The sequence below is a fragment of the Gardnerella piotii genome, from assembly GCF_049815665.1.
In the GTDB taxonomy this organism is placed as follows: Bacteria; Actinomycetota; Actinomycetes; order Actinomycetales; family Bifidobacteriaceae; genus Bifidobacterium; species Bifidobacterium piotii.
The window spans coordinates 565,385-580,775 of the sequence record NZ_CP187450.1 but is presented as its reverse complement, the minus strand read 5'-3'; the positions used below and the strand labels follow the sequence as shown (position 1 = coordinate 580,775).

The window sequence follows — 15,391 nt, the reverse complement described above, 5'->3', positions numbered from 1 at the left end:
GCATACAGATTATTTGCAATCCCAATAGGCAGTAGCACATGGCACCAATGCCATGGAAACTACTAGTACTACTGTCGATGCAATACGTGAAATTTTTCTTCATCGTAAACCTCCAACTTATTTATTGGGGGGGGGGGCAATGTGCCTCCCACTAACATGATAGATTTACTTGTTTGTTGCGTCAACAAGAAATGTTAAGGATGCGTTTTAATCGAGTATTTGGACGAAGCTTTGCGCAGCAGATGTAAGTAGGCGGTTAATCTGTGATACATAGTGCTGTTTCGTTGTTATTTTTGTGTTTTATAAGTCCCGTAACGCTATTCTTTTATCTTCTGCAGACTGCTTAGATGACGTATCGTCTTTCTTAAGAGAATGCGCATATCGAATAAGACTTCTTGCAATAAAGAACACCAATACACATATAACAGGTGCAATAAGAATGTCAATTATCGGACCAAAGGGGCTTAGGACAATTTTTTAGACATTTTGTGCAATCGTAGTACGATGTTTCATAATTGTCTTTTAAGCCCCATTTTAATTCTGTGATTGTTGTAAAAATCAATATAAGTATGAATAGCTTGACGTAACTCTTCTGTACTACCCCAGCTCTATGTTGCAAGAAGGTTTTCTATTGACAGAAGAAGACTATCTCCTTGATATTAAAAACCATAAATAGATTCAAAAATGCATGTTTAGACCATTTGAGCCAATCTGTTTCATTATTACTATTCTCTTTAACTACTCTAATCTTGCGCTCTAAAAGACCAATACGTTGCTTAAGTGGAATTATTTTGCCAGTTGTTGCATTATAACGACTAACTAAATAAGGAGCTTCTCCGCACGTTATTTCCATTCGACGTTCATCTACATATGTCATCCAATTTGTTGAGCGTTTCTCTGAAAACTCAATTTTTTCTGTGGTAGAAATCCAAATTTTATCTTTACTATGATTAAAAACACCTTTTCTACCAAACCACTCTTCTTTCCCCCCCCCATACAATACAGTACATTTCCTTCTGAGTAAATTTTCCCACTTCACAGGGTGGGTGCAAAGTGGCGAATCGACTTGCATGGGCGCTTTGACAGAGCTTGAAATTGTATAACGCATTTCAAGCTCCTTCAAAGCGTGATTTGGCATGTAAAGTCCAGTGGACTTTACATGCCAAATCAGCCGAACGGCTACTAATAGCCGTGAGGAATAACATAATTCGCGAATGCACTTCGATTCGCTGAGCTTGCTCAAAGTTGAAAGCACAGTGTGCTTTCAACGCAAGCGAAGTACGTTTACATCCTGTGCACTCGACCCCAGAGCGTCGACATCTTCCCTCAAACAGCCAAACTGCACTCAAAAATCACGAGAACCCAGCTTAAAGCCGCCGCACATTAAACCTTTTAACGATAGCCCTCGCTAAGCCTTGCTACACAAGAGCAAACTTGCACCCACCTATTAAGCCCTTGACATCAATACGACAGTCTCACGTGTATCAAGACTACCCTTATGATAACCATGCATCAATAAAAGAGCCTTAACGTTCATTGCAGGAGAGAAACTGGCAAGGGGAATGTCGTATGATGATAAAAGTCTAAGGCACTACAAACTGGGATTTGGATTTTACTTAAAATTGTATTATTTTATTAGCGATATCTTCTACAAATCGCTTATCGTGTTCCACAAATATGAGTGTAGGCTTTGCTTCTTTTATAATTTCCTCAATCTGTATTCTTGATATTACATCTATATAATTCAGTGGTTCGTCCCAAACAAATATATGAGCTGGCTTTGAGAAACTTACAGCAATTAAAACTTTCTTTTTTTGTCCATCACTATAATTCTTCATATCCATTTCAAATAATTCTCTTGAAAAATCTAATTTTCTTAGAATTGTTTTACACAATGTTTCATCAACATCTTGCTTGTGAATATATTCATTTAGGCTACCTGTTAAATTAGATGTGTCTTGAGGAATATACGAGATTTTTAAATTACCTGCTAATTTTATCTCACCTGTATACTCGTGATTTATACCTAATAAAATTTTAATCAAGGTTGATTTTCCGCTACCATTACCCCCATATATAGCCACTATGTCGCCTTGCTTTATCTCGAAACTTACATTATTTAGGATCTGTCTCTCTCCATAGCATGATGATAAATTGCTAACCGATATTAGAGGATTTTTATGATGATGTAATGGATGCAATAATAGACTTTCCTTTGTTTCGATATCTTTTAGTAAACTCTGTTTTTCTTCTATTGCCTTGTTTTGTCTATTCTCCAAATTCTTAGATTTTTTCATCATCTTGGCTGATTGATGACCTATATGTCCTTTGTCTGGTTTTACACCTGATACTTTTACACCATTTTTAGTATTTTCAATTTTATCAGACCAAATTTGACTTTGTCTTGCAGACTCTTTTAATCGTTTAATATCTTTTCTTAATCTCTCATTTTGACTAATTTCAAATTGGTCTTTCATCACTTTGTTTTCATACCATGATGTAAAATTTCCCGATTGGACATCAATAGAATTCCTGTTAATAGAAATAACATGATTGATACAACCATCTAAAAAATCTCTATCATGAGATATAAGCAAAAATCCTTTTTTACTTTTCAGATATTCACTTACAATTTTTCTTCCGTCCATATCTAAATGGTTTGTTGGTTCATCAATAAGTAAAAAGCCATCTTCTCTTGTAAACAAAATAGCTAAAAGGATTTTTGTTTGTTCCCCTTTAGAAAGCGTTTCAAACTCTCTGTAAACAAGGTTCTCATCTACATTTAGCAAACTGAGTTCTCTAAATAACTTCCATTCTTCATCATCTGATATTAGTTCTTTATATAACTCAATTCCTAATTTTGAAGTATCGCTTATACTTGGTGGAAATTTAATAAATTCAACATCCTTGCTTATTTTACCTTGATAAGTTTCTTGATTTAAAAGTAACTTAAATAGAGTTGATTTACCGATTCCATTTCTTCCTATCAATCCCGTTTTCCAGTTTGTATCAAAGGAAAACGATACATTTTTAAATATGGGTTTTACATATCCATAATATGAGAAAGTGAGGTTTTCAATTTTAATTACTGACATAAAACGCCTCCCTAAATTATCATTTACCGCCCGGGTGCAAAGTGTGTGCACCTTTTAACGTTTAGTTTTTCCTGTATTACTACGGTTATCACTGCTTTGCTTTTTCAGTTATTTCAATTCTCGATTAGGTAATTTTCCAGTTCTCAAAGCAACAGTAACAAACTCAACCTCTTGCAAGCACTTCTCGCAAAGTTCATAACCTTCATTGAAGTTCACTCTTGACCTAAATGTGCTAGCAATGAATTCGCATGGTGAGGTGATCCTTTCAACTACACCGCACCGTTCGCACTCAGCATACACATTCCCATCCTTAATCGGAATAAACATTCCATGATCTTTCTCATTTCCCATGACGCTAACATCTTCGAAATCATCAAATTTTACATAGAGCATATACGGCTTCCTCCTTTATCGGTATGTCTATATACGCTCTAATTCCAACTTATATCAAGTTTTATTGCTTCTTTTTTGATCTATATGTCTGCTACTTCGCAATAGCTTTCCCATTAAGACAGTGCACCATGTAATGCGCAAATCCATCGTTTTTACAATTTACCTTCTTCTTATCTGAAACCTCGGTGACACCATTCTCACAATCTACTTCAAGGCTTGCATCCTTGGTGATTGTTCCTTCTAAAATACTCATGCCATTTAACGTATCAAGCGTACAAACATGAGTTACTTCTACGTTTGTTGCTGAAGCCGACCCATTATAACATTTAAGAAAGACATCATCCGCCTTCAAATTAACAACTTCTACCTTGCCATTGTTCACTTCTACATAAAGCTTACCAATCTCAATATCCGTGATGAGCACTTGATTAGAATCAGATTCAACCTCACAAACTTCCACATCATGTGGCAAACTCACAACAATTTCAGGCATACCCTGAGTAAGCCACCTCACCCAATTCGAAGCTGAGACTTTTTTAGTTTGAATAAGCCTTATAACATTTTGTGCTTCCTCAACCCTCAATATATCTTGTTCACAGTTAACAAAGCTCACACCAAAGGTATCAGCACGTTTCACCGTTAAACGAACATCTTTCGTCTCTGCGATAAACTTCTTATTATCCATTATTTAAGCACCTCCTCGTGCACATACTAATAATCAGGTTTCATTTTACATTTTGAGCTGTATTTTACCACTTCACAGGGTGGGTGCAAAGTGGGTGCACCTTTTAACGTTAACATCCTGTGCACTCGACCCTAGAGCGTTGATATGTTCCCTCATACAGCAAAATCGCACTCAAAAATCGCTCCGAGCTATCTTACAGTCGCCACTCACTAAACCTTTTAACGATAGACCTCGCAAACCCCTGCTACACAAGGGCAAACTTGCACCCACCTAATCAGCCTTTGACATCAATACGACAGTCTCAACGTGATGAGTGTTGGGATATATGTCGAACGCGCGCAAAGACTGAACGCTGTAGCCAAGCTCCCTAAACGTACCAACATCGCGAGCAAGACTAGTCGGATCGCAAGCAACATACACAACAGCTCTTGCTCCAGACTTCGCAATCTGCTTACAAACTTGAGCTTTAGCACCAGCGCGCGGAGGATCTAACACAACAACATCAGGATGCGAAAATCGGCGAACAATCTTAGACGACTTACTCGCCTTAAACACCTGCGATTCAAGCGTTTGCGCAACATCGCCTTCAAGCGCTTCAACAACATCCCTGCTAAGACCTGCGCGACCAATGTTTCGCCTTGCATTCTTCACAGCAATCGGCGCACCCTCAATGCTAAGCACACGAGCTGGCTCTGCAGCGCCAGCGAAACCTACATCACCAGCAGCATCTCCGCCAACATTAGCCAAAGTCGCAAGAGGAATCGTAAACAAACCAGATCCAGAATACAAATCCCACAAAACCGTATTCTTACTACGCCCACCAAGCGCAGAACGGACTAATCCCAAAACGTAGCTCACCAAATGCTCTGGAGCTGCGCGATGGATCTGCCAAAAACCGCGCGCGTCAACATCGTAATCAAAAGTACGCGCACGCGATGAATCGCAAGCAACCGCAACGCGCACGCGCTCACGCAACAATGCCGATCCTGCAACCAACTCATCATTTACTATAAGCGCATAATTTTCGCCAATCGTATCAAGAAGCGCAGCCTTGTCATTAAAATCCAAACCATCAACCCTAGGCTCTGGAACAGCAAGGCGAATTTGCGCATTTGGCGAGAAAGAACGATTCCACAAGTCCAAAGAATCCGCAATTGCTAAAACCGCGCGCGACGCAAGTGGCATAGTATCAATCGCAATGCGGTCATGCGACTCGCGCTTACGCATAGACAATCGCCCTTCATCATCTGCAACCAACTCCATGCGCGTACGCCAGTTAAATCCGTTAAGCTCCTCGTCCCCTGGAATGCGCTCAACACTAACATCGCTTTCCGCAACATCCATATGCGCTAAACGCTGGAATTGATTGGCAATTACGGAAGCCTTCCAACGAATCTGACCAGGCAAAGAAACGTGAATTAAATCCGCGCCGCCAACTCCGCCACCCTGAGCCAAAGGACCAGCGAGCTTCCATTGCGGCTCCACACGATCCGCACTAGGCTCCAAAACTTCTACAACTTCGCCAGTAAAAAAGTGCGCTTTTGCACGCATCGGCTCATCCATACGCACAACAACCAGCTCACCAGGCAGCGCAAATCGCACGAATACAACGCGTCCTTCGAGATGACCTACGCATCTGCCTTGATCCGCATATCGCTCGATTCGCATCGTTACTTGCATGTACTACCCCTTAGTTTTGCGTTTTGTTAAGCTGATTTTTTGTTAAGCTGATTTTACTTCGCTAGAATTTACTTCGCTCTGCTCTACTTCTCGATTTTTATGATGAAGACGCATAAATGGCGTTGCAATAATCAAGTAAGAAACCCAAATCGCGAGCGCCCAGAACGGCAATCCCATAAGCAATCGAACAGTGCCAAGCCACACAACGTGATTTGTCAAATATAATGGCACTTGTAAAACGAGTCGCAGCGCAAAAACGCCAATCCATAATCCAGTAACATACATGTACGCGCGCTTAAGTGGCTTATAATCAAGCCATTCGTGCAGCCAAGCGCCAAAATTTTCCGTAGGCATTTTGCGAATCGACTCAATCACAAGCCCAAGAGCTGGCACACGCGCAATCAGCGAAATCGCAAGAAGAACACCGTACACAGCGTTTGTAATAAAGCCCATCATGTAGTAGTCGCGCGCTTGATGACTCGTCCACACCCAAATAAGGCAGATTCCAACGGAAACAAGCCCACTTAGCGCGCCCATAATCGACTGACGTTGAATAAGTCGCGCCACCACTTGCAAAACTGCAAGAGCTGCAGACGCAATAACTGTTGTTTGTACGTTCCGCGTTACAACAAAGCAAATAACAAACAGCAAGCCTGGCAGCATGGATTCAATTACGCCACGAACTCCGCCAATGGAGTCAATCACAGAAAACGCTTTTTCTTCGGATCCAATGGAAGCTAAAGAGGCTAATCCTGAGCGTTTTTTGTTGCGCGCATTTTTTTCCAAGACAATATCCTTTGCTGCATGACTTTTGCTATTCGACTATTCGACTTTTGCTATTCGACTTTTGCTATTCGACTTTTGCTATAAAGCTTTACTAACGAACTTCAGAGAACATTGGACCGCGAGTTAGCGTAGTTTTGACTTCTACCTGCTGATCTGCGCCAAGTGGCCCCTTTGGACGGCCTGGAATTTCACCAGAATCACCAGCAGAATCGCCAGAACCACCATTGTCAGAATCTCTAGGAACCAAAACATCATGCATTGGAATCATATCTCGAGGAGCTAATGGCTCACTGCCTCGGTCTACAACAATGTCACTAAACCACTTGTTAAGCAAAACTGCTTCATCACTCGCCTTTTTTGAATCGCCAGCAACCGAAGAATCGCCAGCAGCTACACCAGAAAAGACTCCACGAAGCATCCAACGCGGGCCATCCACTCCAACAATTCGCGTATCTACAGTTTTATCTTCAACTTTAACTGGTAATATAATCTCTTTGCCAAAAACGCCATTCACTTCCCTGGCATCAGAATTTCCCTTAAGCAAATCCGCGCGAACTTCGCTCCAAATTCCTTCTGTTTTAGGAGCCGCAAACGCCTCAACTTCTACGCTAGAAGACCTATACGTAACTGTTATGCCAAGAACTTGGTTAGACTCGCGCTGCTTTTTTACGCGCAACTCTATTCCTTGCAAATACGGAATGCGAATAGCTCCGAAGTCAATATACGTACTTAAATCAGGAACCTTTTCGTCTGAAATATTCCAAGGTCCTCTAAGATTTCCTCGACCCAAATACGTGTCTGCGCTGTATCCGCCTTCAATAAGCTCGTTTAAGGCCGAATTTTGGGATTGCAAATCCGCAAGATTTCCAGCATTTTTACTATCAGCTTTAGCCTTGCGCTTCGACTTAAACCATCCCATAATTCCTCTTTTCTAACGGCCAATGCCACTTTTACTCAACTTCACCAGATTACCACAAGCAAAGCAAAATCACACATTGTATCTTATGCTTAGCGCAGCGTGATCCGACCAGCGCGAATCGTAGCTTGGAGCGCGATCAATCACGAATCCGCAAGCAGTTTCTGCAAGCTCTGGAGTTGCAAATTGATAGTCTAAACGCCATCCAACATTGTTATCAAAAGCTTTGCCTCGCTGACTCCACCACGTGTACGGCCCTTGAATATTGCCAGCAAGCATTCGCATAACGTCTACAAATTCATACTCGTTAATCCAGCGGTCGATGTACGCGCGCTCCTCTGGCAAAAATCCAGCACTTTTCTCATTCGCTTTAGCGTTTTTAATGTCTAGAGGAGTGTGAGCAATATTAAAATCACCACACAAAATCGCCTGATTTCCGCCACTTGCAGCAATATCTCTAAGCTCCCCTAATCGCGTAAGCATAGTGTCTAAAAAGCGGAATTTTTGATGCATTTTCTGCGGATCGTCAACATTTCCAGCGTGAACATACACGCAAGCAACAGTAATATCATACCCTTCAGGCGTATGAACGTCGGTTTCTATCCATCTGCCAGAATCCACGTCTTCGCTTAAACCAGGCAAACCGTAACGCTGCTCTACAACTGGCAAAGATGTTACAAGCGCTACTCCAGCACGGCCTTTTATATCGCAAATCTGATTTGTAACGCAAAATTGCTTGTCATTTTGCACAGATTCATTTTGCACAGATTCACCACTTTTAGACGCATACAAATCCTTGATTTTGCTCATAATCGGGTCAATCGCATCTTGCGGAGCGCGAACCTCTTGCATACACCACACATCTGGAGTGTGATTTTGCACCCAATCAAGCATCCCCTTGCGCTCTGCAGCGCGAATACCATTCAAGTTTGAAGTTGCAATAGTAATCATAAAATCCACTCTAATCGAATATGCATATTACAAATGCATATTACAAATGCATATTACAAAAATAACGAATAATTGTATATTTATATCAATAATTGTATCTTTGCGCACCTCTTTGCTACAGATTTTCAACTACCGTGACGCAACAGAAAGCATCCAATTTGCACGATTTTCTGCTTCTTCGTTAGAAACACAAACCATAAGCACGGTATCATCGCCAGCAACCGAACCTAAAATCCCCTTTAACGGCTGTCTATCAATAACACTAGCAACATATTGAGCAGCACCCGAAGGAGTGTGAATCACAACAATATTATTAGCAAATCCAACTTCTGTAATAAGACCAGAAAGAGTTCTTGCAACTTGCTGATCAATCCTAACCGTATCCATTGCGTGACGATTGCCAGTGCCATCTCCCAAAACGTACGCAATTCTGCCATCTGTAAGACGAATTTTAACAGCATTTATCTCGTCTAAATCGCGACTCAGAGTTGCTTGAGTAACATCAAAACCATTACGAGCCAAAACAGAAGCAAGCTGCGATTGAGAAGTAATAACCTCGCTTAAAAGCGCCTGCTCAATCGCGTTTAATCGTGCAGCCTTGGTTGCAGGACGTTGCTTGCCAGCAGAGTCATTATCATCAAAATTCCCAAAATTCTTCTTTGCGTGAGTCATAGCTGGCAAACCTTTCTAAAAAACTATTCCAATCTAATATACATGTATATATGCATAACTTTCCGTATATTTACCAAGATTGGCTAATATTTACTAATATTTATTGATCTTTATTAATATTTGCATATTGGATATAACGAATATACTGAATAAAAATCACAATAAAATCACAATAAAAAATGCGGCCAAACAACTAAAGATAGTTATTCAGCCGCATTAATCAAAAGCTAGCTCACGATTTTACACGCGCAAAGTTGCATGCAAATCTTTAGCCGCTTTTGTAATAGCTTCTCGAACCGCTTCCATTTCTTCGCCAGAAAGCGTACGATCTGCAGCTCTAAACGTTACCGAATAAGCAAGAGAGCGCAAACCATCTGAAAGCTGCTCGCCTTCATAAACATCGAACAACTCTATAGACTCAAGCAAATCGCCAGAAGCTTTAACAATAGCTTTCTCTAAGTCGCTAGCACTCAAAGAAGAAGGAGCAACAAACGCAAAGTCCTGCTTAACAGGTGGGAATGTAGAAACAGGCTTTGCTTGAACAGGCTTAACTTGCATAGCATTAAACAATGCGCTCAAATCAAGCTCGAATGCTGCAGAATGCTTTGGCAAATCCAAATTCTCATTCACGCTAGGGTGAAGCTCGCCAACAATGCCAATTTCAACATCGTCACCGCCATCAACAGCAACAAACACTTTGGCAGTACGTCCTGGATGCCAAGAAGCAGGAGCATCGTTTGCACTAAGCTGACAAATCTTAAAATCAACGCCGATGCGCTTTCCTAAACGCTGAACAGCTTCTAGAGCATCGCTGTAGTCAACGTCTCGATGCGTACCAAGCCAACCAGTTTCTTCTGCTTTACCAGTAAAAAGCGCTGCAACGTGCAAAGGCTGCTTAGGCAAACCAGCATCCAAAGCTGCAAGTTGAGCATCCGTAGGACGAACCGAGCCAGGCAAAGCAGGAATTGCAGGAGCATTAGGATCTGCAAAATACACATGACCAAGCTCATAAAGCGAAACATTGCTCAAACCGCGGCGAATATTTCTGCGAACAGTTCCAGCTAAAGTGGTAAGAACATTCCTGCGAAGCCAAGGACGATCGCCAGCCAAAGGATTTGCGATTTTTACGCTAACTTTAGCAATAGAATCAACATCTTCGCGGAAAGCATCAAAATCTTCCTTACCAACAAACGGGTAGCTCAAAGATTCAACTAAGCCCATTTCTGCAAGCTCGTAAGCAATAGCTCTACGAGTTGCTTGTTCCTGCGTTAAACCAGTTTTGCCAGTAACAGGAACAGCTGGAACCTTAACAGGAATCTCATCGTAGCCAACAAGGCGCGCAATTTCTTCAACCAAATCGCATGGATCATTCAAGTCTGGGCGCCAAGTTGGAGGCAAAACAGAGAACGAACCATTTCCGCCGCCAGCAACCGAGCATCCAATATCCGTAAGAATATCGCTAATGCGGTTCAAATCAATGCTTAATCCAGAAACGCGCTCTACCTCGCTAGCTTTGAAAACAATAACGTTTCTATCAACAGTATTGTTTACGTCTGTAGGCGTATTAGAAGGCTCTCCAGAACCAAACTCGCTAAGCATTGTAACAGCCATTTGCGCAGCTGCAGGCTGAAGCTGAGTATCTACTCCGCGCTCAAAGCGGCGAGAAGCCTCGGTTGGAAGCTTATGCCTACGAGCTGTACGCGCAATAGAAACGGGATCAAAGTGTGCAGCTTCAACAAGAATATTCTTTGTTTCGCTTGTCACTTCTCCATACATTCCGCCCATTACGCCAGCAAGTCCAAGAACACGCGAACCGTGATTTCCCTTTGGAGAATCGCAAATAAGCAAGTCCTCAACGTTAAGCTCTCTATCTTTGCCATCTAAAGTTGTTAAATGCTCCCCAGCTTTAGCACGGCGAATAACAATAGGACCTTCAATCTTATCTAAATCATAAGCGTGAAGAGGCTGACCTAAGTCAAGCATTACGTAATTTGTAACGTCTACTGCAAGAGATATTCCACGCATTCCAGCGCGAGTCAAACGCCTACGCATCCAATTAGGGCTTGCGGATTGTGGATTAAAGTTTCTAACTACACGCGCGTAGTATCGATCACATCCAACAACGCCATGAATAGGATTTGTATCTTCAATGCTAACTTCAATATCTGTAGACGCGTTTTCAACAGAAACTTGACTTGCCTTATTATTAAGTTCCACTACTGGATCCGTGTATGCAGCACCAGTTGAATGGTGATATTCGCGCGCAACACCCCTGTAAGAGAACGCGTATCCGCGATCAGGAGTGATGTTAATCTCTAGCAAAGGCTTGTTTAAGTGAAGAAGCGACATTGCGTCATCTCCAGGCTTTAATGCCTCGTATTCTGCTTTGGAGAATCCGTATTCACGAAGCAAAATAATGCCATCGTGGCTATCTCCCAACCCAAGCTCGCGCTCGGATGCACACATTCCATTAGAAATGTGGCCGTAAGTTTTGCGAGGCTCAATCTTAAAATCGCCAGGCAAAACAGCGCCAGGAAGAGTTACAACAACCTTTTCTCCAGCAGCCATATTTGGAGCGCCACAAATAATTCCACGAGGAACTTTATTGCCATTTTCGTCTACCTCGTTGTATTTATCTCCAACATCAACATGGCACCAATTAATAACCTTGCCATTCTTTTGTGGCTCTGGAGTAGCATCAACAACGTAACCTACAACAATAGGACCTGTAACTTGAGAATCGTGAATCTCTTCTTCTTCTAAGCCAACTCGCACCAAATCTTTAGCAAGCTGATCATAAGTCAAACCTTCTGGCACTTCAACATGATCTTTAAGCCAGTCAATATCTACCATTGGCATGAGTTACTCTCCCATCACAAACTGTTCTGCGAAGCGCTTATCGCCTTCAACCAAATCGTGCATATCGTTAATATCGTGACGAAGCAGCAAAGTGCGCTCCAAACCAACACCGAAAGCAAATCCCGTATAAACATCTGGGTCTAAGCCTGCAGACTTAAGAACGTTCGGGTTAACCATTCCGCATCCGCCCCATTCAATCCAACCTGGGCCACCCTTTTTATCTGGGAACCAAAGATCCAACTCCGCGCTAGGCTCCGTGAACGGGAAGTAGCTTGGGCGCAAACGGCTTTTTGCATCTGGGCCAAACATTGCAACAGCAAGGCGATCGAGCACACCCTTTAAATCCGCCATGCTTAAGTGCTTATCTACAGCCAAAGCTTCGCATTGATGGAAAACTGGCGTATGCGTTGCATCAAGCTCATCCGTGCGGAACACGCGGCCTGGGGATGCAATGTACAGAGGAACGCCTCGCTCAATTAACGCGCGAACCTGGTCGGAGGAAGTTTGCGTACGCAAAACCATGTTAGATCCAACAAATCCTGCAGCATCCTTTGCCTGATTTCCCTGCACGTAGAAAGTATCTTGCATTTGGCGAGCAGGATGATCTGGGCCAAAGTTCAATGCATCAAAGTCGAACCACTCTGTTTCAACTTCTGGACCTGCAGAAATCTGCCAACCCATAGACACAAAAAAGTCTTCAAAATCTTCAATAATACGCGCAATCGGATGGCGAGCGCCAAGCGGCTTACGATTTATTGGCAAAGTCATATCGACTGTTTCTTTTTGAAGCATATTTGCTTCTTCTTGAGCTTTAATACGCTCTTGAGCCGCCGCAAATTCCCTACCAAAATCAGCACGCAAAGCAGACATTACTTTGCCGGCTTCTTTCTTTTCTTCTACTGGAAGACTTCCAATAGCTTTGCTAGCAAGTGTCATTGCAGACTGAGCGCCAGCATACTTAGTTTTTGCCGCTTTTAGATCTTCCATTGTTTTAGCGGCTTGAACACAAGCAATGCCCTCTTTTACTACCTTTGTAATTGACTTTGCGTCAAATGGCTGACTCTTTGCCACAGCACCCTTCCTATCCGTGTATGCGTACTTTTGTGAAGCATTCAAAAACGTCTCAAATCCCCATTTTTCGCTCATGACTAGACATAGCCAAGCCCATTAGCATTACTGCTGCACTGGTTGCTAAGTTCATTGATTCTGCTTTTCCGTAAATTGGTATTACCGATATTTCGTCTACTTTATTTAAGACTTCTTGCGGCAATCCTCTGGCTTCGTTTCCAAATAATATTGCGACATTAGAGGTGATATTATCGGCGATATTAGACTCATTTCTAAACGAATCTAAAACACGCACAAACGACTTTGGTTTTTTATTTTCCGTGCCGTAAATATCTGCAGCAATCACTTTAATTTTTGCATTTTTTGCCCAATCAAACCATTCGTTTTCGCTCATTTTTACTACTGGCAAGTGGAATAACGATCCTGCACTAGATCGAACAAGCTTTGAGTTAAATCGACTTACGCAATCGTCAACAAAAACAACAGCATTGCATCCAGCTACGTCTGCAACGCGAATAATCGCGCCAGCGTTGCCTGGGTCTCTTACTTGCCAACAAGATGCAATTAATATGTTTTCGTTTTTGCAAGATTTAGTATCATCGCCTCTCTCTAGCCCAGCTTTATTAGCCTCACTAATCTTATTAAATTCTTTACTAAATTCTTCGTCTAAAACCTTAGAATCGCAAAGTGCAACAATCCCCTGGCAATCCGTGCTGATTTTGCGCATAACTTCTGCTGTTGCAGGGTGCACATAGCAATTATTTTTTAATGATTCGTCAACGATTTTAGCGATTACTTCTATAGGGCCACCATTACTCGTGACGCCACTATAACTACGATTACTGCCACTATTAACAGCATCTTGCAAAACATAAATGTCTAAAATCGATTTACGCGCGTACCTTACAGCTTCCCTAACGCTTTGCGGACCTTCAACTAAAAAGCGCCCATCCCCTCGCGATTTTGCGCGACTTATTGCACAAATGCGCTTAACGCGATCGCTATGCGCGTTGTCTATTAACTCTTTTAACGGCATAATATCACTCTACTTTACATGTATTTACATTTACATGTATTTACAACACGCGTAACTGTTGCAATACAAAACTACTCAAAAACTACTCAACAAAACTACTCAACAAAACTACTCGTGATGCTCCGACGAACTTTGAGTAGTATATCCCTCTGGCTCCAACTGGAACGTTGTATGCGAAACAGAAACTGGAAAATGCTCACGCAAACAATCTTGAAGCTGGCTTAAAATATCTGCACACTGCCCCATCGTCAAATCGCGCTCAACAACAACATGCGCCATAAAAATAGGCATTCCTGTAGAAACAGTGCTTGCATGCAAATCGTGAACAGCAAGAACGTGCGGAACGTGCTCAAGATGGTCACGAACTTTTTCTATATCCAATCCTTCTGGAGTTTGCTCAAGCAAAACTTTTACAGCATTTTTAAGCAAGTGCAACGCTCTAGGAATCATCAAAATTGCTATAATTCCGCCAGCTACAGCGTCGAAACCGCTCCAATTTGTAGCTATCATAACTAATGCAGAAACAACTACTGCTACAGAGCCTAAAGCATCGTTCATAACTTCCAAAAACGCTGCTCGCATATTCATATTGTCTTTAGATTGAGAAACAAGAATTATAAGCGAAGCAATATTTGCAAGAAGACCTAGAATACCAAAGAAAAGCAGCTGACTTACACTGTGAATTTCATTATGACTTGCGCCAAAAAGACGCATCCCCGACTCCACAATCGCATAAACGCCTACAAAAAGAAGCACAAGAGCGCCAGCTGCAGCAGTAATCACTTCTAGCCTTGCCCACCCCCAAGTGCGCTTTGCATTAGGCTTTTTGCGCATTAAAATCGCAGTAACCGTAGATGCAGCTAAAACGGAAATATCCGTTAGCATATGACCAGCATCAATTAGCAAAGAAATCGAATTAGTTAAAATAGATCCGATTACTTCTGCCAAGAATACAATAGACGTTAAAGCCAAAGTGATAGTTAGCTTATGCTGATGCGCATCACTTGCTTTAATAGCATCTTGCAAAGAAGCGGCATTAGTTCCAGAAGTACTTAAATCATTCTTCTCTAAGATTTCACTGGAAGAGTTTGACAAATGATGATTATTCACACAAATCTCCTATGTTCATACAAATAAGTATCTCGATATCGTTTCTCAATATCATTCCCAATATGCCTTATACGCAATGAACCCCAGCCTAAGCTAGGGTTCACGCATAAACATCTAAAGATTAATTATCTAAAAACTTA

13 protein-coding genes and 1 pseudogene are annotated in these 15,391 nt (G+C 41.9%); all 14 read right to left on the bottom strand.

Annotated features, from left to right (window positions below):
- Nucleotides 1-509: 509 nt before the first annotated feature.
- Nucleotides 510-590: pseudogene (locus tag ACPEIW_RS02440) on the bottom strand (IS3 family transposase); the annotation flags it as partial.
- Between the two features lie 38 nt (nucleotides 591-628).
- The gene (locus ACPEIW_RS02435) at nucleotides 629-1,108 is read right to left on the bottom strand and encodes a hypothetical protein (protein WP_425664170.1); all 480 of its coding nucleotides are present in this window, start codon (nucleotides 1,106-1,108) and stop codon (nucleotides 629-631) included.
- 508 nt (nucleotides 1,109-1,616) lie between these two features.
- Entirely contained in the window at nucleotides 1,617-3,095 is a 1,479-nt protein-coding gene (locus tag ACPEIW_RS02430) for an Lsa family ABC-F type ribosomal protection protein (RefSeq protein ID WP_425664168.1), read from the bottom strand.
- A 108-nt stretch (nucleotides 3,096-3,203) separates the two neighbouring features.
- Nucleotides 3,204-3,488: a hypothetical protein gene (locus ACPEIW_RS02425; RefSeq protein WP_004114737.1), complete on the bottom strand. Its 285-nt coding sequence runs from the start codon at nucleotides 3,486-3,488 to the stop codon at nucleotides 3,204-3,206.
- A gap of 91 nt (nucleotides 3,489-3,579) precedes the next feature.
- Complete coding sequence (locus tag ACPEIW_RS02420) at nucleotides 3,580-4,173, bottom strand: DUF4097 family beta strand repeat-containing protein (protein ID WP_075038783.1); 594 nt, start codon at nucleotides 4,171-4,173, stop codon at nucleotides 3,580-3,582.
- A gap of 270 nt (nucleotides 4,174-4,443) precedes the next feature.
- The gene (locus ACPEIW_RS02415) at nucleotides 4,444-5,853 is read right to left on the bottom strand and encodes a class I SAM-dependent RNA methyltransferase (protein WP_425664165.1); all 1,410 of its coding nucleotides are present in this window, start codon (nucleotides 5,851-5,853) and stop codon (nucleotides 4,444-4,446) included.
- 42 nt (nucleotides 5,854-5,895) lie between these two features.
- Complete coding sequence (locus ACPEIW_RS02410; protein WP_425664163.1) at nucleotides 5,896-6,639, bottom strand: DUF3159 domain-containing protein; 744 nt, start codon at nucleotides 6,637-6,639, stop codon at nucleotides 5,896-5,898.
- A gap of 91 nt (nucleotides 6,640-6,730) precedes the next feature.
- Nucleotides 6,731-7,558, bottom strand: coding sequence for a DUF3710 domain-containing protein (locus ACPEIW_RS02405; protein WP_425664161.1), 828 nt, complete (start codon nucleotides 7,556-7,558; stop codon nucleotides 6,731-6,733).
- A gap of 69 nt (nucleotides 7,559-7,627) precedes the next feature.
- Complete coding sequence (locus tag ACPEIW_RS02400) at nucleotides 7,628-8,506, bottom strand: exodeoxyribonuclease III (protein WP_425664159.1); 879 nt, start codon at nucleotides 8,504-8,506, stop codon at nucleotides 7,628-7,630.
- Between the two features lie 129 nt (nucleotides 8,507-8,635).
- Nucleotides 8,636-9,178, bottom strand: coding sequence for an arginine repressor (locus ACPEIW_RS02395; RefSeq protein WP_004132008.1), 543 nt, complete (start codon nucleotides 9,176-9,178; stop codon nucleotides 8,636-8,638).
- Nucleotides 9,179-9,418: 240 nt separating this feature from the next.
- A complete protein-coding gene (gene pheT / locus ACPEIW_RS02390; protein ID WP_425664156.1) occupies nucleotides 9,419-12,037 on the bottom strand; it encodes a phenylalanine--tRNA ligase subunit beta in 2,619 nt (872 codons plus the stop codon).
- A 3-nt stretch (nucleotides 12,038-12,040) separates the two neighbouring features.
- Nucleotides 12,041-13,108 (bottom strand): phenylalanine--tRNA ligase subunit alpha, encoded by a 1,068-nt coding sequence (pheS, locus tag ACPEIW_RS02385; protein WP_032815474.1) that lies wholly within the window; start codon nucleotides 13,106-13,108, stop codon nucleotides 12,041-12,043.
- A gap of 52 nt (nucleotides 13,109-13,160) precedes the next feature.
- Entirely contained in the window at nucleotides 13,161-14,141 is a 981-nt protein-coding gene (locus ACPEIW_RS02380) for a TrmH family RNA methyltransferase (RefSeq protein ID WP_425664154.1), read from the bottom strand.
- Nucleotides 14,142-14,249: 108 nt separating this feature from the next.
- The gene (locus tag ACPEIW_RS02375; RefSeq protein WP_016834654.1) at nucleotides 14,250-15,251 is read right to left on the bottom strand and encodes a cation diffusion facilitator family transporter; all 1,002 of its coding nucleotides are present in this window, start codon (nucleotides 15,249-15,251) and stop codon (nucleotides 14,250-14,252) included.
- Nucleotides 15,252-15,391: the final 140 nt, after the last annotated feature.

Excerpts from the sequence above, each read along its gene's own strand:
- ACPEIW_RS02395 (WP_004132008.1), bottom strand. The coding sequence starts at position 9,178 with ATGACTCACGCAAAGAAGAATTTTGGGAATTTTGATGATAATGACTCT.
- ACPEIW_RS02420 (WP_075038783.1), bottom strand. The coding sequence starts at position 4,173 with ATGGATAATAAGAAGTTTATCGCAGAGACGAAAGATGTTCGTTTAACG.
- ACPEIW_RS02430 (WP_425664168.1), bottom strand. The coding sequence starts at position 3,095 with ATGTCAGTAATTAAAATTGAAAACCTCACTTTCTCATATTATGGATAT.
- ACPEIW_RS02405 (WP_425664161.1), bottom strand. The coding sequence starts at position 7,558 with ATGGGATGGTTTAAGTCGAAGCGCAAGGCTAAAGCTGATAGTAAAAAT.
- ACPEIW_RS02380 (WP_425664154.1), bottom strand. The coding sequence starts at position 14,141 with ATGCCGTTAAAAGAGTTAATAGACAACGCGCATAGCGATCGCGTTAAG.
- ACPEIW_RS02425 (WP_004114737.1), bottom strand. The coding sequence starts at position 3,488 with ATGCTCTATGTAAAATTTGATGATTTCGAAGATGTTAGCGTCATGGGA.
- ACPEIW_RS02435 (WP_425664170.1), bottom strand. The coding sequence starts at position 1,108 with ATGCGTTATACAATTTCAAGCTCTGTCAAAGCGCCCATGCAAGTCGAT.
- pheT (WP_425664156.1), bottom strand. The coding sequence starts at position 12,037 with ATGCCAATGGTAGATATTGACTGGCTTAAAGATCATGTTGAAGTGCCA.
- ACPEIW_RS02415 (WP_425664165.1), bottom strand. The coding sequence starts at position 5,853 with ATGCAAGTAACGATGCGAATCGAGCGATATGCGGATCAAGGCAGATGC.
- ACPEIW_RS02400 (WP_425664159.1), bottom strand. The coding sequence starts at position 8,506 with ATGATTACTATTGCAACTTCAAACTTGAATGGTATTCGCGCTGCAGAG.